20 protein-coding genes and 1 tRNA gene are annotated in these 21,115 nt (G+C 32.1%); 12 read left to right on the plus strand and 9 right to left on the minus strand.

Annotated elements, in window-relative coordinates:
• Positions 1-65 precede the first annotated feature (65 nt).
• Entirely contained in the window at positions 66-665 is a 600-nt protein-coding gene (locus ABHQ57_RS00050) for an RNA polymerase sigma factor (protein ID WP_047790277.1), read from the plus strand.
• 210 nt (positions 666-875) lie between these two features.
• Here the strand turns inward: ABHQ57_RS00050 and ABHQ57_RS00055 are convergent.
• A tRNA-Leu gene (locus tag ABHQ57_RS00055) sits at positions 876-957 on the minus strand.
• Between the two features lie 101 nt (positions 958-1,058).
• On the opposite strand from ABHQ57_RS00055, the gene ABHQ57_RS00060 reads away from it, so the two are divergent.
• From ABHQ57_RS00060 to ABHQ57_RS00075, 4 genes are all read left to right on the plus strand, one after another.
• Positions 1,059-2,447, plus strand: a complete 1,389-nt coding sequence (locus ABHQ57_RS00060) for a dipeptidase (protein WP_047790278.1) — start codon at positions 1,059-1,061, stop codon at positions 2,445-2,447.
• A gap of 136 nt (positions 2,448-2,583) precedes the next feature.
• On the plus strand, positions 2,584-2,952 hold the full coding sequence (locus ABHQ57_RS00065) for a BlaI/MecI/CopY family transcriptional regulator (protein WP_167712421.1): 369 nt from the start codon (positions 2,584-2,586) through the stop codon (positions 2,950-2,952).
• Positions 2,952-4,445 carry a M56 family metallopeptidase gene (locus ABHQ57_RS00070; RefSeq protein ID WP_389861787.1) on the plus strand — a complete coding sequence of 498 codons (1,494 nt, stop codon included), beginning with the start codon at positions 2,952-2,954 and terminating at the stop codon, positions 4,443-4,445. The genes ABHQ57_RS00065 and ABHQ57_RS00070 overlap by 1 nt, the downstream gene beginning before the upstream one ends.
• A gap of 98 nt (positions 4,446-4,543) precedes the next feature.
• Complete coding sequence (locus ABHQ57_RS00075; RefSeq protein ID WP_167712423.1) at positions 4,544-5,644, plus strand: DUF4407 domain-containing protein; 1,101 nt, start codon at positions 4,544-4,546, stop codon at positions 5,642-5,644.
• Here ABHQ57_RS00075 and ABHQ57_RS00080 read toward each other — a convergent pair.
• Positions 5,639-6,097 (minus strand): Lrp/AsnC family transcriptional regulator, encoded by a 459-nt coding sequence (locus tag ABHQ57_RS00080; protein WP_047790281.1) that lies wholly within the window; start codon positions 6,095-6,097, stop codon positions 5,639-5,641. The genes ABHQ57_RS00075 and ABHQ57_RS00080 overlap by 6 nt on opposite strands.
• Positions 6,098-6,260: 163 nt before the next feature.
• On the opposite strand from ABHQ57_RS00080, the gene ABHQ57_RS00085 reads away from it, so the two are divergent.
• The 3 genes from ABHQ57_RS00085 (at position 6,261) to ABHQ57_RS00095 (ending at position 9,639) form a co-directional block, all read left to right on the plus strand.
• Positions 6,261-7,460: an aminotransferase class I/II-fold pyridoxal phosphate-dependent enzyme gene (locus tag ABHQ57_RS00085; RefSeq protein ID WP_159489045.1), complete on the plus strand. Its 1,200-nt coding sequence runs from the start codon at positions 6,261-6,263 to the stop codon at positions 7,458-7,460.
• Positions 7,461-7,655: 195 nt separating this feature from the next.
• On the plus strand, positions 7,656-9,140 hold the full coding sequence (gene nhaC / locus ABHQ57_RS00090) for a Na+/H+ antiporter NhaC (protein ID WP_047790283.1): 1,485 nt from the start codon (positions 7,656-7,658) through the stop codon (positions 9,138-9,140).
• A gap of 40 nt (positions 9,141-9,180) precedes the next feature.
• On the plus strand, positions 9,181-9,639 hold the full coding sequence (locus ABHQ57_RS00095; protein ID WP_047790284.1) for a GNAT family N-acetyltransferase: 459 nt from the start codon (positions 9,181-9,183) through the stop codon (positions 9,637-9,639).
• On the opposite strand, the gene ABHQ57_RS00100 is transcribed toward ABHQ57_RS00095, so the two are convergent.
• Positions 9,601-9,852 carry a hypothetical protein gene (locus ABHQ57_RS00100; RefSeq protein WP_167712424.1) on the minus strand — a complete coding sequence of 84 codons (252 nt, stop codon included), beginning with the start codon at positions 9,850-9,852 and terminating at the stop codon, positions 9,601-9,603. The genes ABHQ57_RS00095 and ABHQ57_RS00100 overlap by 39 nt on opposite strands.
• Before the next feature lies 1 nt (position 9,853).
• Positions 9,854-11,803, minus strand: a complete 1,950-nt coding sequence (locus ABHQ57_RS00105; protein ID WP_167712425.1) for a putative porin — start codon at positions 11,801-11,803, stop codon at positions 9,854-9,856.
• 70 nt (positions 11,804-11,873) lie between these two features.
• Here ABHQ57_RS00105 and ABHQ57_RS00110 point away from each other — a divergent pair, with 70 nt between their 5' ends.
• Both ABHQ57_RS00110 and ABHQ57_RS00115 read left to right on the plus strand, forming a co-directional pair.
• The gene (locus ABHQ57_RS00110; RefSeq protein ID WP_167712426.1) at positions 11,874-12,473 is read left to right on the plus strand and encodes a ribonuclease HII; all 600 of its coding nucleotides are present in this window, start codon (positions 11,874-11,876) and stop codon (positions 12,471-12,473) included.
• A 33-nt stretch (positions 12,474-12,506) separates the two neighbouring features.
• On the plus strand, positions 12,507-13,562 hold the full coding sequence (locus tag ABHQ57_RS00115; protein WP_167712427.1) for a nucleoid-associated protein: 1,056 nt from the start codon (positions 12,507-12,509) through the stop codon (positions 13,560-13,562).
• Between the two features lie 4 nt (positions 13,563-13,566).
• Here the strand turns inward: ABHQ57_RS00115 and ABHQ57_RS00120 are convergent, their stop codons facing one another.
• Both ABHQ57_RS00120 and ABHQ57_RS00125 read right to left on the minus strand, forming a co-directional pair.
• Positions 13,567-13,920 carry a hypothetical protein gene (locus tag ABHQ57_RS00120; RefSeq protein WP_159489035.1) on the minus strand — a complete coding sequence of 118 codons (354 nt, stop codon included), beginning with the start codon at positions 13,918-13,920 and terminating at the stop codon, positions 13,567-13,569.
• A 20-nt stretch (positions 13,921-13,940) separates the two neighbouring features.
• Positions 13,941-14,531: an alkylphosphonate utilization protein gene (locus ABHQ57_RS00125; protein WP_047790290.1), complete on the minus strand. Its 591-nt coding sequence runs from the start codon at positions 14,529-14,531 to the stop codon at positions 13,941-13,943.
• 52 nt (positions 14,532-14,583) lie between these two features.
• Between ABHQ57_RS00125 and ABHQ57_RS00130 the strand changes: the two genes are divergently transcribed.
• The gene (locus ABHQ57_RS00130; RefSeq protein ID WP_159509670.1) at positions 14,584-15,087 is read left to right on the plus strand and encodes a GNAT family N-acetyltransferase; all 504 of its coding nucleotides are present in this window, start codon (positions 14,584-14,586) and stop codon (positions 15,085-15,087) included.
• Here ABHQ57_RS00130 and rimM read toward each other — a convergent pair.
• From rimM to ABHQ57_RS00145, 3 genes are all read right to left on the minus strand, one after another.
• Positions 15,084-15,611 (minus strand): ribosome maturation factor RimM, encoded by a 528-nt coding sequence (rimM, locus tag ABHQ57_RS00135; RefSeq protein WP_159489072.1) that lies wholly within the window; start codon positions 15,609-15,611, stop codon positions 15,084-15,086. The genes ABHQ57_RS00130 and rimM overlap by 4 nt on opposite strands.
• A gap of 16 nt (positions 15,612-15,627) precedes the next feature.
• Positions 15,628-16,131, minus strand: coding sequence for a 30S ribosomal protein S16 (locus ABHQ57_RS00140; RefSeq protein WP_047790292.1), 504 nt, complete (start codon positions 16,129-16,131; stop codon positions 15,628-15,630).
• A gap of 171 nt (positions 16,132-16,302) precedes the next feature.
• Positions 16,303-16,494: a cold-shock protein gene (locus tag ABHQ57_RS00145; RefSeq protein ID WP_028891302.1), complete on the minus strand. Its 192-nt coding sequence runs from the start codon at positions 16,492-16,494 to the stop codon at positions 16,303-16,305.
• 239 nt (positions 16,495-16,733) lie between these two features.
• Between ABHQ57_RS00145 and dnaE the strand changes: the two genes are divergently transcribed.
• Positions 16,734-21,107 (plus strand): DNA polymerase III subunit alpha, encoded by a 4,374-nt coding sequence (gene dnaE, locus ABHQ57_RS00150; protein ID WP_167712428.1) that lies wholly within the window; start codon positions 16,734-16,736, stop codon positions 21,105-21,107.
• Positions 21,108-21,115 lie beyond the last annotated feature (8 nt).

Here is a 21,115-nt window from a genome sequence, read left to right on the forward strand (position 1 = left end):
CCTATTTTACCTTACCCTAACTTTTTCTTAATATTTTTTTTATTTTGCAGAAGAAATTTTATAAAATGCCATATTTTTCAACAGATAATGCATCACTAATTAAAGCCCTTAAAATAGGGAAAACAGAAGCCTACACTTTTTTAGTTGAACAATACAACCAAAAATTATGTGTTTATGCCTTTAGCTTATCACATGACCACAATCTTGCCGAAGATATTGTGCAAAATGTGTTTATTCGTGTTTGGCAACAAAGACACAAACTTAAAAGCGAGTTTGCTATACAAAGTTTTCTCTATAAATTAGTTTACAATGAATTTATTGATCAGTATCGCAAGTTGAAATCTACTATGGCAATTGAGAAAAAACATATTGATGCTTTGGATATTATTTTAGAAGAGGATGATAAAACTGGTATTGAAAAGTTAATAAAACTGGTTAAAAGAGAAATAGAAAATTTACCTCCAAAATGCAAACAGGTTTTTTTATTAAGTAAACAAGATGGTTTAACCAACATTGAAATTGCAGAATACTTAAATATATCTATTAAAACTGTTGAAGCACAAATAACAAAAGCCTTTTCAATTATCCGCAAAAAAGTAGGCGAAAAAACCAATGGTATTTTGTTTTTACTTTTTGGAAAAAATTATGTAAACACTTTTATATAACTATTCAATAACACAAAAGCTTTTATTTAAAAATGCCCTAGAATTATCTCCTCCTTAAACTAAACAACAAGTTAACATATGGATGATAACCTTTTTCTATAGACTTTTGTCATAAAAAAGGTAACATCTTTAACATAACTAAAAGTAATCTAATCAAGTGGTATAAATTGAGACCAATAAAAAAGTCGAAGACTTCTCTTCGACTTTTAGTACGGGCGGAGAGACTCGAACTCTCACACCTCACGGCACTAGATCCTAAGTCTAGCGTGTCTACCAATTCCACCACGCCCGCGTACTTTTGAATTTGTGGATGCAAATATAAACAATACTTGCAAACTACAAAGAAGAAGTATACTATTTTTCTTATTTTTGATGCTAATTAATATATAACACATGCAAAACGTAAAAGATTATATTACTCAACATAAAGATCGCTTTATTAATGAGCTTATCGATTTATTAAAAATTCCTTCAGTAAGTGCAGATCCTGCCTACAATCAAGATGTATTAAACACCGCTGATACTATTAAAGAAAGTTTAGAAAAAGCAGGATGTGATAAAGTAGAAATTTGCGAAACTCCTGGGTATCCTATTGTTTATGGAGAAAAAATAATAGATCCTAATCTACCAACAGTCTTGGTTTATGGTCATTACGACGTACAACCAGCAGACCCTATCGATTTATGGACCTCACCTCCTTTTGAGCCTGTGATTAAAAAAACAGACATTCACCCTGAAGGAGCCATTTTTGCACGCGGTGCTTGTGACGATAAAGGGCAAATGTATATGCATGTAAAGGCATTAGAATACATGACTCATACTGGCAACCTACCTTGTAACGTGAAATTTATGATTGAAGGTGAAGAAGAAGTAGGTTCAGAAAGTTTAGCGTGGTTTGTTCCTAGAAACAAAGAGAAACTTGCCAACGACGTGATTTTAATTTCTGATACAGGAATGATTGCAAACGACATTCCTTCAATTACTACTGGTTTACGTGGATTAAGTTATGTAGAAGTTGAAGTTACTGGACCTAATAGAGACTTACATTCTGGTTTATATGGAGGTGCTGTAGCAAACCCTATCAACATTTTAACACAAATGATTGCTTCATTACACGATGAAAATAATCATATTACCATCCCAGGATTTTATGATAAAGTAGAAGAATTGTCTCGTGAAGAGCGTGATGAAATGGCGAAAGCACCTTTCTCATTAGAAGAATACAAGGCTGCTTTAGATATTGATGATGTTCATGGAGAAGCTGGTTACACTACTAACGAGCGTAACTCTATTCGCCCTACTTTAGACGTAAACGGAATTTGGGGAGGATATACAGGTGAAGGAGCAAAAACTGTAATTGCTTCAAAAGCGTACGCAAAAATTTCAATGCGTTTAGTACCAGGACAAGAATGGGAAGAAATTACTGAATTGTTCAAAAAACACTTTGAAAGTATCGCTCCTAAATCAGTAAAAGTAGAAGTAAAACCTCATCATGGAGGACAAGGATATGTAACTCCAATTGATAATATTGGTTACCAGGCAGCAAGTAAAGCATACCAAGAAACCTTTGGAGTAACTCCTATTCCACAACGTAGTGGAGGAAGTATTCCTATCGTTGCTTTATTTGAACAAGAATTAAAAAGTAAAACTATTTTAATGGGATTCGGATTAAATTCTGATGCCATTCACTCACCAAACGAGCATTTTGGAGTGTGGAATTACTTAAAAGGAATTGAAACTATCCCGTATTTTTATCAATATTTTACAGAATTATCAAAATAATTCACCCTTAATAACATCAAAAAAATAGCCTTGAAACTTCCTCAAGGCTATTTTTTTTTGCAACATTTTAAACTCTACACTTGTAGAATTAAAATTTATTTCTACATTTGTAGAACACAATTCAAATTTTATCGAAATGCAATTATCGAAAACTGAAGAACAAGTGATGCAATATTTATGGAAACTAAAAAAAGCTTTTATGAAAGATATTTTAGCAGAATTTCCTGAACCAAAACCTGCTACAACTACAGTTGCTACACTATTAAAAAGAATGAAAGATAAAGGATTTCTAGATTATACATTAGATGGAAAATCAAGAGAATATTTTCCTTTGGTAAAAAAGTCAGACTACTTTTCAAAGCATGTAAACGGATTGATTAAAAACTTCTTTAATAACTCTGCTAGTCAATTTGCTTCATTTTTTACTGAAAAAACAGATTTATCAGTTTCAGAATTAGAAGATTTAAAAAAAATTATCGATCAGCAAATTAAAAAGCAACAATAATGATAACGTATTTTATCAAATCAGGAATTTGTTTAGCATTGCTGCTTCTCTTTTATCATTTGATATTAGAACGAGAAAAAATGCACCAATTCAATCGGTTTTATTTATTGGGTAGTGTATTATTTTCGTTTATAGCTCCTTTTTATAAGATCTATATAGAAACTATTCCGAATACTTTAAAGGCTGTCCCTTCCTTGATTACAGATTCAAATTTGGATGTAAATCCTGTTAAGGAAATTAGCTATACCCAATATTTATTTCTTGGATATACAATTGTAGCAATCATTTTATTAATCCGCTTTACAAAAAACCTATTTAATATCTTCTTAAAAATAAAACAGTATAAAAAAATAAAAAAAGACAAAGCTACCCTTGTTTTAGTTGACGATTTAATTAGTCCACACACCTTTTGGAACTACATTTTTATCAACAAAGAGGAATACAATTCAAACAAGATTGAAACTGAACTCTATACACACGAGTTAACACATGCTCTACAAAAACACACGTTTGACATATTATTTATTGAATTTTTACAAATCATTTTTTGGATCAATCCAACATTTATATTCCTTAAAAAAGCAATAAAGTTAAATCATGAGTTTTTAGCAGACAACAAAGTGATTACTACACATAAAAATACTACCGAGTATCAATATTTACTATTAAATAGAGCTGCTTGGAACAACGAATATTACTTGGCCAGTAATTTGAATTATTTATTAACTAAAAAAAGATTATTAATGATGACAAAACAAAGTTCTCGTACCAAAATTTTGCTTAAAAAACTGGCAGTAATACCAGTAATAGCAGGATTCACTTTTCTCTTTGCTGAAAGAGTTGAAGCAGAAACAACAAAAAAACATGTACTCTCTACTGAAACTTCAAAAGATTCAATTCCTTCATCAGTAACAGTTTATAAAAAAAGTATTAATCATGAAGACGTGGAAATAACTTATCATGATGAAAAAGGAAATAAAATAACTAAAAAAATCTCAGAATTAACAGAGAATGAAAAGGGACAACTCCCTCCACCTCCAAGCCCTACAAGTAGAATTGTTATAAAAGGTGAAGCTTTAAACATACCTCCACCTCCACCCCATAGCTATGAAGTTATTAGAGAAGAAGAAACCTCAAACATTCCACCTCCTTCAATAAATGCTATCGAATACATATATCAAAACAAAAATGCTGATTTCTATTTCGATAACAAAAAGCTGAGTTATAATGAAGTTATTAAGTTAATTAAAAATAAAAAAGGACTAAGAACCTTAATACAAGCTAAAAACAACAAAAAAACCATCAAGTTTTATAGCAAAAAAGTTACTAAAAACACAAATAACATTAACACCTCTGATATAAAATATTACTTAGATGGTAAACTTATTTCTAAAGAAAAATTACACAAAATTGCACCTAAAGACATAAGAAAAGTTGATGTTAAAAAAAATAAAGATGGTACAGGGTTAGTATATGTAACCAGCAACAAATAACTGATATTTAAAACACATACTTGTTAAAAGCCTCTTAAATGAGGCTTTTTTTGTAACAAAACCCTAAATCACTCGTTACTAAACTATAAGCTTATTTTATGTTAAAACGTTTTTTCCTTCTTTGTTCTGGAGCTGATTTAGATTTGCTTGAAAATTGTGCTAATGGTGAACAAAACAAATATGCTGGTATTGGTGCTACCGTTTTCTTCACTGCTTTAATGGCTACCATTGCTTCTGCTTATGCTTTATTTACAGTTTTTGATAATATTTACACCGCTATTTTCTTTGGTATTGTTTGGGGGTTACTCATTTTTAATTTAGATAGATTTATTGTTTCTACTATTAAAAAAAGAGAGTCTAAACGAAAAGAACTTATACAAATACTTCCTAGATTGTTACTTGCTATGATAATTGCTGTGGTGATTTCTAAACCATTAGAATTAAAAATTTTCGAAAAGGAAATCAATCAAGTATTACTGACTGAAAAAAATCAGATGACTTTGGATAACAAAACTCAAATTGCACAACAATTCACTCCTGAAATAACAAAAATTAATTCTGAAATCACTTCTTTAAAAGATAAGGTCACAACGAAAGAAAGCGAGGTAAATAAATTATATGAAACCTATATAGCTGAAGCCGAAGGAAGAAAAGGCACCAAATTAATTGGCAGAGGACCTGTTTACAAAGAAAAAAGAGATAAACACGATACTGCCCTTGCAGAACTTAATCAATTAAAAGCTGAAAATACCGAAAAAATAAAACAGAAAGAAGCTGCTATTGCTAATTTGATCGAAAGTCAAAAATTAAAAGAAACACAAACACAACCTATTATTTCTAATTTTGATGGATTAATGGCTCGTGTTAATGCTTTAAACAAACTACCTTGGCTACCTTCTTTCTTTATCTTCCTACTATTTTTAGCAATAGAAACTGCTCCTATTTTTGCCAAACTTATTAGCTCAAAAAGTGAATACGATTATAAATTGGAAAACCATGAATCTCAAGTTAAAACTTGGATTCAACAACAAGTTCATCAACGAGAAGCTATTTTACACACTGATATAGACCTCAACAACAAAATATACTCTGATTTAAAAACAGAAGAAGAACTCTACAATTATAAACAAAAGATGGCTCGTAACCTTATGAAGCTACAGGCTGATTCTTTTTATAAAAATCAACAAAATATTTTATAAAGCTATTGCTATTGAGTTTTTAACCTCACCTATTGTAAAAATACTGTGAGTACTTCCAACATGTTTTAATGCTGTAATTTTATTAATCATAAACTCTCTATAAGCATCCATATCTTTCACATAAATTTTTAACACATAATCATAATCTCCACTTACATGAAAACACTCTGTTACTTCTTCTAATTTTTTAATTTCACGCTCAAAAAGAGCTATATAATCTTTGTTATGTTTCTCTAACTTTATATGACAAAAAACTAAAAATGATTTTTCTATTTTGTTTTTATTTAGCAATGCAACATACTGTTTAATGACCTTCTCTTTTTCCAACTTCTTTATTCTCTCATAAACAGCTGTTACAGAAAGACCTAATTGCAATGATAACTGTTTTGTTGTTTGTTTACTATCTGTTTGAAGTAACCCTAATAACTTCTTATCTATATTATCTAACTTCATCTGAAAAAAAATCTATTTTATTACAACTTATCTGAACACAAACTAATAAAAAACTAAATACAAACATAAAATTAGTGTGATTTTCTACAAAAACCGCTTTGTATTGATTTTTAAACAACTAAAACAGAACTTAGTAGTCTACTAATAATTAACTTTAATCGATATGAAATTTAAACCTGCAAACAACATACAAGATCTACAGTACTTTGGAGAATTTGGAGGAGTTAACCCTTCTATTTCAGATTCTTCTACCTATACTTTTTTATCAGCAAAGACTATGTTTGATACTTTTGAAGGGAATACAGATGGTTGTTATTTATACTCTCGCCACTCATCTCCTTCAAACTTATATCTATCTGAAGCTTTAGCTGCTATGGAAGGTACTGAAACAGCTAATGTTTCAGCTACTGGTATGGGAGCCATTACTCCTACTATTTTACAAATATGTGGGGCTGGAGATCATATCGTTTCAAGTAGAACTATTTATGGAGGAACTTATGCCTTTCTTAAAAACTTTACTCCAAGAATAGGAATTGAAACTTCATTTGTAAACATTACAAAGTTAGACAAAGTAGAAGCTGCCATTAACAAAAATACTAAAATGATTTATTGCGAAACTGTAAGCAATCCGTTATTAGAGGTCGCAGATATTAAAGCTCTTTCAGTATTAGCTAAAAAGCATGATTTACAGTTGGTAGTTGACAATACATTTTCTCCTCTATCAATTTCTCCAGCTCAATTGGGTGCCAATATTGTTATTCACAGTTTAACAAAATTCATCAACGGTTCTTCTGACACTATGGGAGGAGTTATTTGTGGAACTGCAGATTTTATCAATTCTCAAAAAAGTGTAATTGATGGAGCAAGTATGTTATTAGGAGCTTCTATGGACTCTTTACGCGCTTCTTCAATCCTGAAAAATATGAGAACTTTACATATACGAGTAAAGCAACACAGTAAAAATGCGAGTTATTTAGCTGAAAAATTTGAAGCTGACGGATTAAAAACTGTATACCCAGGATTACCATCACACCCTTCTCATAAGGTGTTTAAATCAATGATGAATGAAGAATATGGTTTTGGAGGAATGCTAACTATTGATGCTGGATCTCTAGACAAAGCCAATGCTTTAATGGAATTAATGCAGGATGAAAATCTAGGGTACTTAGCTGTAAGTTTAGGTTTTTATAAAACTTTATTTTCAGCTCCAGGGACTTCAACGTCATCAGAAATTCCTTTAGAAGAACAAAAAGAAATGGGACTTACCGATGGATTAATTCGTTTTTCTATTGGATTAGATAATGACATAGAGCGCACCTATCAAATGATGAAAACTTGCATGAAAAAAGTAGGCGTTTTGTAAAACACTTATAATATCTTCTCGATTCTATCATTTTAAACAAAATGAAAGGCACTAAACCATTTCACATTTTTTAAAATGACATTTTTGTTTATATAGTATTTCTATTCAATTTTTTTTAAAAAATATTGTAAACTAATTCGATTTGTGTAATTCTCTACAAAATCGTAACATTACAAGCCGAAAAAAATACCATACATGCAAGACGACAAAAACCTATCTAAAATTGAAATAGAAAATCAAAAAATAATTCAAAATAAAGAGTTGAGTATTTGGGAAGCTTTGATTCCTGTTTTCGCTTTAATAGGTATGCTTGCATATAATGTATATGTATTTGGAGACGATGCTTTAAGTGGAAGTAATCAATTTATTTTATTATTAGGTGGAGCTGTTGCGGCTATTGTAGGTTTTAAAAATAAAGTTTCCTACGAAAGAATGATTGAAGAAGTTGCTGAAAACATAAAATCAACAGCAGGTGCTATTTTAATTTTGTTAATGGTAGGTGCGCTTGCAGGAACATGGCTTGTAAGCGGTATTATACCTTCAATGATTTATTACGGGCTTCAAATTTTAAACCCGACTATCTTTTTAGTAGCTTGTTTAATAATATGTGCAGTTATATCTGTTGCCACTGGAAGTTCTTGGACAACTTCAGCAACAGTAGGTATAGCTTTAATTGGTATTGGTGAAGCTTTAGGTATTTCTTTAGGTATGACTGCTGGTGCAGTTTTATCTGGTGCTTATTTTGGCGACAAGATGTCTCCAATGTCAGACACTACAAACTTGGCTCCAGCCATGGCTGGAACAGATTTGTTTACACATATAAGATATATGACTTATACTACTGTACCTACATTTATAGTAACTATTATCTTTTTTGTTATTTTAGGATTTACCCAAACTACAACTGGTGACGCGAATACTCAACAAATGCTTAGCGACATTAACAAAGCTTTTAATATAACCCCATGGTTATTTCTTGTACCTGTATTAGTTTTAGTTCTAATTATTAAGAAGACACCTCCTTTAATCGCTCTTTTAGCTGGAACCATATTGGGTGGTGCTTTTGCTTTGATTTTTCAACCTCATGTTGTTTCTCAAATTTCTGGAGTTGAAAAGCTAGATTTTGAATCTGCCTACAGAGGAATAATGCAAGCTATAACCGTAGAAACCTCTGTAACTACTGATAATGAAGTGTTAAAAGATTTATTTACTGCCGGTGGTATGAAAAAAATGCTTGGAACCGTATGGTTAATTTTATTAGCAATGGTTTTTGGTGGGGTCATGGATGCTATTGGAGCCTTAGCTAAAATTAGCAGTTTTATGTTAAGCTTATTTGATTCAGTATTCGGATTATTTGCCAGTACTGTTGGTACATGTATAGGTTTAAATTTCACCGCTTCTGATCAATATTTAGCAATTGTTGTACCTGGAAAAATGTACGCACAAGCTTATAAAGATAAAGGGTTGGCTCCTGAAAACTTAAGTAGAACTTTAGAAGATTCTGGTACTGTTACCTCTGTTTTAATTCCTTGGAATACTTGCGGAGCTTATCATTCTGGTGTTTTAGGTGTTCCTGTTATAGATTATGCTTTTTATGCCATGTTTAATTGGCTAAGCCCTTTTACAACATTACTATTTGCTGCATTCAGAATTAAAATAAAACAACTAGCTTCTAAATAATAACGTTTATAAACCTCACCTTTTGTGAGGTTCTTTTTTTATGATTGTAAAAGCTCAAATACAAGACGCTAACTTATTAACTGAAATTGCCATAAGTTCAAAAGCATATTGGGGATATTCCAAAGAACAAATGGAAGAGTGGAAAAACGACTTAACAGTCTCCCCTAAAATGTTTACCAACTGTAATATTTACAAATTTCAAGTTAACGATACTACAGCTGGTTTTTATGTTTTATATCGAGCTAATATTAGAACAAGTTTTTTAGATTTTTTATTTGTCTCCCCTAAATTTATAAACCAAGGAATTGGTTCTAAACTACTAGAACATGTAAAAAAATCTTGTATAGGCGGTTCTTGTGCTGTATTAAATGTTTTATCAGACCCAAACTCGGATGCTTTTTATTTAAAACATGGTTTTGAAATAATTGGGAAACGAGAGAGCAGTATTAAAGGACGTTTTTTATCTGAAATGGAGCTCTATTTTCCTGAAAACATGTAATAAAGTTGATACTATTAAAAGTACCCAAGGAGTTCCATGCAAAAAAACATCAAACCAATCCATAAACTGCATAGCGTGCTCTCCTGAAAAGGCATTCCCTCCTGCTATCCATTGTAACTTTCCAACAATATGTGGTGGTCTAAAAGGTGCTAAACCTAAGGTTAAACTTGCTATTAAAAACAACTTCCAATTTTTTTGCAGCTTTTCTTTCATTTTATATAAACCAGTTCCACACTACTCCAAAACGAATTACGAAATCTCTATACGGGTAATTCGGAGCCGAAAAATAATTCTTTTTTAACACAAAAGAACTTATGTTATCTGCTTTAAAATAAATTCTAGTTCTACGAACCCTAGCATTGAAAAACAAATCTACTGTAGGATATCCTATTTCTGTGTCATTTTGTAAAGTAAACTCAGCTAATAAAGGGTTATACGCATTTGCTTTATATTTTGAAAAGTACTTAAATGTAGCTCCTATTTGTACCAACAAAGGTTTTCCTTTGAACCATTCATCTGTATAGTAAAGTGTATTACGAGTAACAAATTCTGGAACCCTAAAAACACTATTTCCACTTGCTACTTTTTGATACATTAAAGTGTTATCTAAAGCAAACTTTCCAAAGGTAAATTCTTTAGATGCCTTTGCCTTTAAATAGTTTACATCTCCTGAAAACTGTTTCGGTTGACCATTTTCATCAAAATACGTGTAATTACTAATATTAGTGATATCCAACGAAGCATTTCCCCATTTAGACTCAATAACCCCTCCCAATGTACGTGTCCCTATTTGAGAAAAATTATTTTCCCAATTAAAATCATCGTAACTACTTTGATGTAATAAAAAATTAAAATTAGGTAATTTGTTACTTATTCCTAACCTCCCTTTCACAGTAAGTACACTATCTTTTTTATAGAAAGCTTCTCCTGAAAGATAATTCCCTGACAATCGACCACTTCCTGGTGTAAGACTTCCAGAAGCATTTATATGGAAATTTCCAATTCTTCCATTCCAATCAGCTCCAAACGAAATTGCATCTCCCTTCAGCTTATTCTTTGTAATTCCAACTGTATTATTCTGTAAGTTTTCATATCCATATGTATAATTTGATAATTCTGTTTTTACACGAAATTTTCCTAGTACATATTTTGAATTAAAATCTAAAAAAAACTGATTATTATATAGTAAATAAATAGTTTTATTATTAATGTTACTCGAAATATTTGCATCACCAAACATATCTGATGCTGTACCTTGAGTAAATCGATAAAACTTAGAATCTCTAGTAAATGAATGCCCAAGTTTTAAATTAGAAAAGTCTTTTTGACTCACACTATCTTTTGAAGAAAGTAATTTAAAAGTATGTTCAAAATACAACCTTTTAGCATCTAAAGTACTCTCAGCATCATTCAAATTCACATCCATTCTACCTCTATTCCCACTAAAATTAGGATCGTCTGCTAAAAATGCTTCTAAAGATGTCTCTGTCAATCCTCCACTTTCTTGATTAAAAAAATCTTGATTTACAGCATGTCCCCTAATAGCATACTGTCCTTTAGGTGTTTCATAGCTAAAACTTACTCTAAAATTACCTGTACTAGCTAAAGAACGCCTGTAAGCCCCTAAAGAACGAAGTCCTTTATAAGCTATCGAAACGTTAAATCGTTTAGAAAGATTTGTTGTAAAAAGCGCATCCAATACCTGACCTTGCTCTAACCCTGTACGATACATTATTTCTGTTGTAGGGGTGGGCACATGGTAATAATTCACATCTTCAATTTCAAAATAATTGAACATTTTTGCTCTAAAACCTATATTAGGAAACTTAGAAATATTAGTAAAATCGTACCCTAAATTGTTAAAAGTTTGTCCTTGATTATGAAAAGCCAATAATTCAAAATTATCCTTTCGTAAGAAATTGAACTTATACTCTTTTTGAATTGTTAATGTAGTATCTACAATGGTAGTATCATTTTTATGTGATATAATTTTATAATCAGTGTACTTAGTTTTTCCACTAAGTTTTACATTAATCTCATTATCGGGTAATGAATCTGTATCTCTTCCTGGAATTTTTCCAAAACCTCCGTCAACTGTTCTTATTTGGGCAAAAATTATCTGAACACTTATCAAACAAAAAAATACTAAGAAATTTTTCTTCATAACAACAAAAGTAAAATAATTTAACGACAAAAATCGCGATTAATTTCTTTGAAAACTGTTAATTTGTAGCATGTTGCAATTAAACTATAGCGGGTATAAATTAGAAGCGGGTACTGATGAGGCTGGTAGAGGCTGTTTATCAGGACCTGTAGTTGCAGCAGCTGTAATTTTATCAGGTGATTTTCAGCATGAATTGCTAAACGACTCCAAGCAACTTTCTGAAAAAAAACGACAAAAACTTCGACCTTATATTGAAGAACATGCACTAGCTTTTGGAGTTTCTTTTATACATCAAGAAGAGGTTGATGAGCTAAACGTTTTACAAGCATCTATTACTGGAATGCATCGTTCAATAGAACAATTAAATGTACAACCTGAGTTTATTATTGTTGACGGAAACAAGTTCAAACCCTATCAAGAAACTCCACATAAAACCATTGTAAAAGGCGACGCTAAATTTATGAGTATCGCAGCTGCTTCTGTACTTGCCAAAACCTATCGTGATGAGTATATGGAGAAAATTCATCAAGAATTTCCGCAGTATAACTGGCAGAAAAACAAAGGATATCCTACAAAAGAACATCGCGAAGCTATTCGTCAATTTGGAGCAACTCCCTATCACCGAAAATCATTTAAATTGTTGCCAGAACAATTAAAATTGAAACTTTAATTTTTCTATTTTTGTCTTCCAATTTTTTAGAAGATGATTAAAAGAACTCGTACCGAAATTAACAAATGTATTATTCACAAAGTAGCTAACAAATACAATAGCGGGCAGAATGCCTTTTCTGAAAGTCTAGTGCGTTTTGATGAAGAAAGTTACGAATTGTTACTCCCTTTTTTACTGAAGCCTTTCGGTTCAGTTACTCAGAGTTACCGCTTTAGTCATCATGCTGATGTTCGTCTAAACGAAATCAATAAATATACTTCTGATATTTTTGAAGATGATAGCAACGAAGTTTTTATTAAACATTCTAAAAATATTGTTAATCACCTATATGAACAATCAAACTCTGCCAATATTAAAACGGGGGATGTAATTGTAGCTTATTTTGAAGGTATTGAATACAAAGATGTTTTAACTGAAGCCGTTGGTGTTTTTAAAATTGAAAGTAAGGTAGACTTCTTTCAAACCTATTTAGATGACGATAGTTTTGATGTAGTAGTTCAAAAAGGAATTTCAACAAAAAGACTGGATAAGGGTTGTTTAATTTTAAACTCTACTGATGCAGAAGGAACTGTAGTTTTATCGGTAGATAACAACCAATACGATGCGCAATACTGGATTAAAAACTTCTTAAGTGTAAAATATGCTGATGATCGCAACTTACACACTCAGAATTACTTAGAAATGTGCAAGGAGTTTTCTGAAGAGGTTATAAAACCTGAATTTGGAAAACAAGAACAAAGTAATTTCTTAGCTAATACTGTTGATTATTTTAAAGAACATGAAAGTGTAGATTATCATGGCTTCAAAGATGAAATTTTTGAAGAAGACAAGCATAAAGACCTTTTTGAGGATTACAAGCAGCACTTTGAAAAATTAAACGATGTACTAATTCGTAATAATTTTGAAGTATCTGATGTTGTTTTAAAGAAAGAAAAAAGTAAGTTTAAAACTGAAATTAAATTAGACACCAATATTCAAATTAAAATTGATGTTGATGCTCCTGATGCTTCTGCTGAATATTTAGAACAAGGATACGATGAAGACAAGAAAATGAAGTTTTATAAGGTGTATTATAATACTGAGAAGTAAAAAGTTAGTTTAACTCCGAAATTTCTTTTTCCAATCTTTTTTCTAACTCTTTCAATTCTTTTAGTTTTTTCTTATCCTGATGTCTGCTAGAAAAATGATAAAGAATGCAAAAAATCATATAAATAGTTGCGCAAAGCATTACTAACTTTAAATAACTATATTCTGTTTTTTGCAGCATTGATTTTTTATTAGAAAAAGAATGCCCCACACCATAAGTTGGAGCCCAAAAGCTAAAAACAATACCAGCAGCAATTACTTTCCATCTGTGTCTTAACAAAAAATCTTGCTGCCTGATAACGTTCTCTATTTTATATCTTGTTGCTTGTAAATGTTTTTCTTTGTAATATTTAGCAGACATTTTATTCTAAATATAAAAAACTATTCCTTTTCAGCCATTTTTTTTACATAATCGGTAATAATCACAATAGTTTGTGCTCCCACTTTACCTTCAATATATTTAGCATTTTCAGGATCTAACGAAATTCTACGTACAGCAGTTCCTTGCTTTGCTACCATGCTAGAACCTTTTACTTTTAAATCTTTAATCAACACAACATTATCTCCTGCTTGTAAAATAGCTCCGTTTACATCTCTATGAATTATTTTTTCACTTTCATCTAAATGCTCACCTGTAGCTTCTGCAAAACGTAACTCTTCATCTTCTAAATACATCATATCTAACAAATCTTGTGACCATCCATCTTTTTTGACACGGTGTAACATTCTCCAAGCCACAACTTTCACTGCTCTAAACTCACTCCACATACTGTCATTTAAACAACGCCAGTGATTAGCGTCTGTAGCTTCTGAGTTTTCAATTTGCTCAATACAAGTACTACAAGCCAACAAACTCCCATCAACTCCTCCTGTTGAAATTGGTGGTACTTCATAAATTGACAAATCGCTTTTTGATCCGCATAACTCACATTGATTTCCGCTTCTATCTTGTAATTCTTGTAATAAACTCATTTTATTCTTTTTTTGCTTCGCAAAAGTACATTTTTAATTATATATTTAGGCTATGTTATTAGAAAGCGAACGACTAATTATTAAGGAAGCTCTAGTGAGCGATGCACCTTTTTATTTTCAACTATTTAATGATCCTGATTGGATTCAATTTATAGGAGATAAAAATTTAAAATCTATTGAAGAAACCCGTATCTACCTAAAGGATACTTTGTTTAAAAACTCTAAATTAAATGGACTTGGTTTTTTCACGGTTATTTTAAAAGAAACTAACACCCCCATTGGAGCTTCAACAGCACTGCAAAGAGACAAGTTAGATTTTATTGATATTGGGTACGCATTTTTACCCGAAGGAAGAGGTAAAGGATATGCAACAGAGGCTACAAAACTAATTATTGAATACGTCCGTACTAAATTCAAACAAGACAAAGTATTAGCTTTGACGATGCCAAAAAATGAAAAATCTCAAAAACTATTAAAAAACCTAGGTTTTGAGTTTATTGGGATGCAACAAGTTTTTGAAGACGGAGAAGATTGTGTATTTGAGTATGTTTTTTAACTCAAATACAAATCAATTAACCCTTCTGGTGTTTTAACTTTAATAGTCTTAGTATCTCTATCTACTTTTTTAATAAAGTCATCAATCATAGGAATGAAAATCTCTTTTCCGTCTCTATCAATTTCAAATAAAGGTTGAGCTGAAGAGTCATTAATACTTACTATATTTCCTACCTCTCCAAAAGAAGTATCAACAACCTTAAAACCTATCACTTCATGATAATAAAATTTATCTCCAGAAAGTTTAGGAAGCATATCTAATGGCAGGTAAACTTCAGAACGTAAAATAGCTTCGGCATCTGCCTCCGTATCAACATCCTCAAACTTCACTCTAAACATAGTTCCTTTACTCAGGGAAGATTTTTCAATAAAAAAAGGAATCAGATTATTGCCTAAATCGACAAAAACTGATTCCAAATTTTCGTAAAGATCGGGTTCATCAGTATCTAACTTAATAACTACCTCACCCTTAAAACTATGTTTTTTAACGATTTTGCCAAGATAAAAGCAATCTTCTTTTTGCATCATCGTAGTACAGTTTTTATTCTTCGCTATCAGCACCTGATTCAGCAGCAGCATCTTCACTATCTTCTACAGCAGGAGTTGCAGCAGCTATACGCGCTTCGTTTACAGCTTTTTCAGCTTCTAAAGCTTTTGCTTTAGCGTCAGCTTCAGCTTTTGCTAAACCTTCTGTTTTACCAGCAACTTTAGCCGCTTTTTCTTCTAACCAAGCAGTAAATTTAGCTTCTGCTTGCTCTTCAGTTAAAGCTCCTTTTTTTACTCCTCCAGCTAAGTGATTCTTTAATAAAGCTCCTTTATAAGATAAGATTGCTCTAGCAGTATCAGTTGGTTGAGCACCGTTTTGTAACCACTTTACAGCTCCGTCAACATCTAAATCGATAGTTGCAGGATTAGTATTTGGATTGTAAGTTCCGATTTTTTCTAAGAAACGACCGTCTCTTTTAGCTCTTGAATCAGCAGCTACTACCCAATAAAATGGTTTTCCTTTTTTACCGTGTCTTTGTAATCTAATTTTTACAGGCATAATTTTAATTTTTAAGGTTCGCGACCTTGGTTATTAATAAATCTTATTATCTCGTAATAAGTGGGCGCAAAATTATAAAATATTTTTCAAATAACACCTAAAAAGATTTTTTATTAAAATAAAAAAGAGCCTGTTAAACAGACTCTTAAGAAAAATAAATTGTGAGGTATATTATAATACTCTAACGCTAACTGCGTTTAATCCTTTTTTTCCTTCTTTAAGTTCAAACTCAACAGTATCACCTTCTCTAATCTCATCGATTAAACCTGATACGTGTACAAAATGTTCTGTGTTTGATCCTGACTCTGTAATAAATCCAAAACCTTTAGATTCATTGAAGAACTTTACTGTTCCTTCTTTCATTGTAAAAAATATTATATTAAAGTACAAATGTAATCTTATTAATTGATTATCAATCACTTTTTTTCATTTTTATTTTAAAATTAACCTACACTTAACATCTATTTACTGATTACAATCAGCTATTCAAGCCTTTACATTAAGTAAAAACACTCGTTAATAACTTCTCTTAATAACAATGTAAATTCTTCGTATTTTTACACTTTGTTTTATCCAAAACACTTCAATAAGTAATTTTGCCCATGTATTTAATTTTCGATACCGAAACTACTGGATTACCAAAAAGCTGGAATGCTCCAATAACCGATACCGACAACTGGCCTAGAGCCATACAAATTGCGTGGCAATTACATGATGAATTAGGAAATTTAATTGAACACAATGACTTCTTAATACAACCTGACGGGTTCAATATTCCGTACGATGCAGAACGTATTCACGGAATTTCTACTGATTTAGCTATCGAACAAGGAATTCAATTGAGTGAAGGGTTAGAACTATTCAACAAGGCATTACAAAAAACGAAGTTTATTGTTGGTCAAAATGTTGGTTTTGATGTCAACATTATGGGGTGTGAGTTTCATCGTTTAGGTGTTGAAAACAATTTAACAGAATTACCTGTTTTGGATACTTGTACCGAGCATACGGCACAATTATGTCAAATTCCTGGTGGTCGTGGAGGAAAGTTTAAACTTCCAACTCTTACCGAATTACACAATCATTTATTCGGAACAGGTTTTGGAGAAGCACATAACGCTACTGCCGATGTAGAAGCAACTACAAGATGTTTCTTAGAATTAATTCGTTTACGTCAGTACACAGAAGAACAGTTAGACGTTCCTTCTGATTATTTTCAACGTTATACAGAAGCAAATCCGAACCCAATACAGGTAATCGGACTTAAGCACTTAAACCTTAAAAAGGAAAGTGAAAAAATTCGCAAAAGAAAGTCATCTGAAACTGAAGAAGCTAATACAATTTCTACCGCAGAAGGATTAGCAGAACTTGAAGGTGTTAAATTTGCTCATTTACATAACCATACACAGTATTCTGTTTTACAATCTACCATTCAAATTGGTAACATAGTAAATGCCGCTGCTAAAGATAATATGTCTGCAGTTGCCATGACCGATACGGGTAACATGATGGCTGCATTCCATTTTGTACAAGCTGTTATAGGACATAACAAAGCTGCTGAAGCGGCTAATAAAGAAGCCTTAGAAAAAGGAGAAGAACCTACACAAAGTGTTTTAAAACCTATCGTAGGTTGTGAGTTTAATGTTTGTGAAGACCATACCAATAAAAGTCAAAAAGACAATGGATATCAAGTCGTTTTACTTGCTAAAAATAAAAAGGGATACCACAATTTAGCAAAAATGTCTTCCATTGCTTTCGTGGATGGTTTTTACTATGTTCCAAGAATCGACAAAAAAGTTATTGAGCAATACAAAGAAGATGTAATTGTATTAACAGGAAATTTATATGGTGAAGTTCCTAGTAAAATATTAAATGTAGGTGAAGCTCAAGCAGAAGAAGCTTTACTTTGGTGGAAAGAACAATTCGGAGAAGATTTATATATCGAATTGATGCGTCACGGACAAGAAGATGAAAGAGTTGTGAACGAAACTCTACTTTCATTCTCTAAAAAGCATGATATTAAAATTGTTGCTACGAACAATACTTTTTACTTAGATAAAGAAGACGCCAATGCTCACGATATTTTATTGTGTGTAAAAGATGGTGAAAAACAAGCTACTCCTAAAGGTCGAGGAAGAGGCTATCGTTATGGTTTACCTAACGACGAATACTACTTTAAATCTACTGAAGAGATGAAAAAACTCTTTGCTGATTTACCTGAGGCTATTATTAACATTCAAGAAATTGTAGATAAAATAGAACCTTTTGGTTTAGCTCGTGATGTATTATTACCTGCTTTTGATATTCCAGAGGAGTTTAGAGATGAAAAAGATCTTGAAGATGGAGGAAAAAGAGGTGAAAATAATTTTTTACGTCATTTAACCTATGAAGGAGCCAAAAAACGTTATGGAGAAATTACCGATAAAATCCGAGAACGTTTAGATTTTGAGCTTGATGTAATTGCTAAAACAGGGTACCCTGGATATTTCTTGATTGTAGAAGATTTTATTCGAGAAGCACGAAACATGGATGTATCAGTAGGTCCAGGACGTGGTTCTGCAGCTGGTTCGGTAGTTGCTTATTGCTTGTGGATTACTAATATAGATCCTATCCAGTACGACTTACTTTTTGAGCGTTTCTTAAACCCTGAACGTGTATCGATGCCCGATATTGATATCGACTTTGACGATGAAGGTCGTAGCCGCGTAATGGATTATGTAATTGAAAAATATGGTGCTAACCAAGTAGCACAAATTATTACCTATGGTACCATGGCAGCTAAATCATCTGTACGTGATACCGCTCGTGTACTTGACTTACCTCTATTTGAAGCCGATAGAATTGCCAAGTTAATTCCAGGAATGAAATTGAAAAAAATCTTTTCTTTAGATGAGAAAGGATTAAAAGAAAAACTTCGTTCTGAAGAAATAGAAATGGTAAATGAGCTAAAAGCTATTGCCAATGGTAATGGTCTGGAAGCAGAAACCATTAACAAAGCTAGAATTTTAGAAGGTTCAGTTCGTAATACTGGAATTCACGCTTGTGGGGTGATTATCACTCCTGATGATATTACCAAATTCGTACCGGTATCTGTTGCAAAAGATTCCGACATGTATGTTACTCAGTTTGACAACTCAGTAGTAGAAAGTGCAGGATTATTAAAAATGGATTTTTTGGGGTTAAAAACATTAACCCTAATCAAGGATACAGTAAAAATTGTAAAAGCACGCCATGGGGTAGAACTTGACCCTGAGAACTTCCCTATTGATGATAAAGAAACTTATGCACTTTTCCAACGTGGAGAAACCGTAGGTATATTCCAATACGAATCTCCTGGGATGCAAAAGTACATGCGTGAGTTAAAACCTACGGTTTTTGCTGACTTAATTGCAATGAACGCCTTGTATCGTCCTGGTCCTTTAGAATATATTCCTTCTTTTATTAGAAGAAAACATGGGGACGAGGAAATTCAGTACGACCTTCCTGCAATGGAAGAATATTTAGCAGAAACCTACGGAATTACAGTATATCAGGAGCAAGTAATGTTACTTTCGCAAAAGTTAGCTGATTTTACCAAAGGTGAAGCCGATGTACTTCGTAAAGCAATGGGTAAAAAGCAAGCTGCGGTACTAGCGAAAATGAAACCTAAGTTTGTGAATCAAGCAAAGGCCAATGGTCATGATGAAAAAGCCCTAGAGAAAATCTGGAAGGACTGGGAAGCTTTCGCATCTTATGCTTTTAACAAATCGCACTCTACTTGTTATGCTTGGATTGCTTATCAAACCGCTTATTTAAAGGCCCACTACCCTGCTGAATACATGGCAGCAGTACTTTCCAACAACATGAACGACATTAAAACGGTTTCGTTTTTTATGGAGGAATGTAAACGCATGGGGTTAGAGGTATTGGGTCCAGATGTAAATGAATCGTATGCTAAATTTTCTGTAAATAAAGATGGCGCTGTTCGTTTTGGTATGGCGGCAATTAAAGGTGTTGGTGGTTCTGCTGTAAAAGCAATTATTGATGAACGTAAAGAAAATGGACATTACACTTCTATTTTTGATGTAGCCAAACGTGTTGATTTACGTGTTGCTAACAAAAAAGCTTTTGAAGGTTTAGTATTAGCTGGTGGTTTTGATTCCTTCACAAATACTCACAGAGCTCAGTATTATGTGAAAGATGAAAAAGGACAAACTTTTTTAGAAAAGGCTATTCGCTTTGGAAATAAGTTTCAAGAAAATCAGAATTCATCTCAGGTATCTTTATTTGGAGAAGCTTCGGATGTTGATTTACCTGAACCTTTAATTCCTGAATGTGAAACTTGGGGAACTATGGAATTATTAGCTCGTGAAAAAGAAGTAGTAGGAATGTATATTTCTGCACACCCACTTGATGATTTTAAAAATGAACTAAAGTTTTGCAACGCTTCTCTAGCACATTTTAAAAACATCGCTCAATATGAAGGTTTAGGACTTTCTTTTGCTGGAATCGTTACTGATGTACAGCATCGTGTATCAAAAGCAGGTAAAGGATGGGCTGCTTTTACAATGGAAGATTATAACGATAGTTTTGAATTCCGAATTTTTGGTGAAGATTATTTAAAGTTTAAACACTTTTTGGTTCCAAATTCATTCCTATATATCAAAACTACGATCAAACCTGGTTGGACTAATAAAGAAGGTGTGAAAGGTGAACCTAGAGTTGGATTTAATGAGTTTTTACTATTACACGATATTATGGATAAAATGTGTAAAAAACTCACCATAAAAATTCCTCTACAAGAAGTAAAAGACAACACTATAAAAGAACTACAACACTTGTTTGCTACTAACAAAGGCTCACAAAGTTTGTATTTTACCATTTGGGATGCCGAAGAAAAAATAGAGTTAAACTTACCTAGTAGAACAACTAAAATTAAAGTGTCTAGTGAGTTTTTAAAAGCATTAGACGAACAGTTTATAAATTATAAGTTGAATTAATAACCAAA

This window comes from Tenacibaculum sp. ZH5_bin.1, assembly GCF_042865525.1.
Taxonomy (GTDB): Bacteria; Bacteroidota; Bacteroidia; order Flavobacteriales; family Flavobacteriaceae; genus Polaribacter; species Polaribacter mesophilus.

Excerpts from the sequence above, each read along its gene's own strand:
- ABHQ57_RS00105 (WP_167712425.1), bottom strand. The coding sequence starts at position 11,803 with ATGAAGAAAAATTTCTTAGTATTTTTTTGTTTGATAAGTGTTCAGATA.
- ABHQ57_RS00060 (WP_047790278.1), top strand. The coding sequence starts at position 1,059 with ATGCAAAACGTAAAAGATTATATTACTCAACATAAAGATCGCTTTATT.
- rimM (WP_159489072.1), bottom strand. The coding sequence starts at position 15,611 with ATGCAAAAAGAAGATTGCTTTTATCTTGGCAAAATCGTTAAAAAACAT.
- ABHQ57_RS00130 (WP_159509670.1), top strand. The coding sequence starts at position 14,584 with ATGTTATTAGAAAGCGAACGACTAATTATTAAGGAAGCTCTAGTGAGC.
- nhaC (WP_047790283.1), top strand. The coding sequence starts at position 7,656 with ATGCAAGACGACAAAAACCTATCTAAAATTGAAATAGAAAATCAAAAA.
- ABHQ57_RS00075 (WP_167712423.1), top strand. The coding sequence starts at position 4,544 with ATGTTAAAACGTTTTTTCCTTCTTTGTTCTGGAGCTGATTTAGATTTG.
- ABHQ57_RS00080 (WP_047790281.1), bottom strand. The coding sequence starts at position 6,097 with ATGAAGTTAGATAATATAGATAAGAAGTTATTAGGGTTACTTCAAACA.
- ABHQ57_RS00115 (WP_167712427.1), top strand. The coding sequence starts at position 12,507 with ATGATTAAAAGAACTCGTACCGAAATTAACAAATGTATTATTCACAAA.
- ABHQ57_RS00120 (WP_159489035.1), bottom strand. The coding sequence starts at position 13,920 with ATGTCTGCTAAATATTACAAAGAAAAACATTTACAAGCAACAAGATAT.
- dnaE (WP_167712428.1), top strand. The coding sequence starts at position 16,734 with ATGTATTTAATTTTCGATACCGAAACTACTGGATTACCAAAAAGCTGG.
- ABHQ57_RS00145 (WP_028891302.1), bottom strand. The coding sequence starts at position 16,494 with ATGAAAGAAGGAACAGTAAAGTTCTTCAATGAATCTAAAGGTTTTGGA.
- ABHQ57_RS00085 (WP_159489045.1), top strand. The coding sequence starts at position 6,261 with ATGAAATTTAAACCTGCAAACAACATACAAGATCTACAGTACTTTGGA.
- ABHQ57_RS00125 (WP_047790290.1), bottom strand. The coding sequence starts at position 14,531 with ATGAGTTTATTACAAGAATTACAAGATAGAAGCGGAAATCAATGTGAG.
- ABHQ57_RS00100 (WP_167712424.1), bottom strand. The coding sequence starts at position 9,852 with ATGAAAGAAAAGCTGCAAAAAAATTGGAAGTTGTTTTTAATAGCAAGT.
- ABHQ57_RS00110 (WP_167712426.1), top strand. The coding sequence starts at position 11,874 with ATGTTGCAATTAAACTATAGCGGGTATAAATTAGAAGCGGGTACTGAT.
- ABHQ57_RS00065 (WP_167712421.1), top strand. The coding sequence starts at position 2,584 with ATGCAATTATCGAAAACTGAAGAACAAGTGATGCAATATTTATGGAAA.
- ABHQ57_RS00050 (WP_047790277.1), top strand. The coding sequence starts at position 66 with ATGCCATATTTTTCAACAGATAATGCATCACTAATTAAAGCCCTTAAA.
- ABHQ57_RS00095 (WP_047790284.1), top strand. The coding sequence starts at position 9,181 with ATGATTGTAAAAGCTCAAATACAAGACGCTAACTTATTAACTGAAATT.
- ABHQ57_RS00140 (WP_047790292.1), bottom strand. The coding sequence starts at position 16,131 with ATGCCTGTAAAAATTAGATTACAAAGACACGGTAAAAAAGGAAAACCA.
- ABHQ57_RS00070 (WP_389861787.1), top strand. The coding sequence starts at position 2,952 with ATGATAACGTATTTTATCAAATCAGGAATTTGTTTAGCATTGCTGCTT.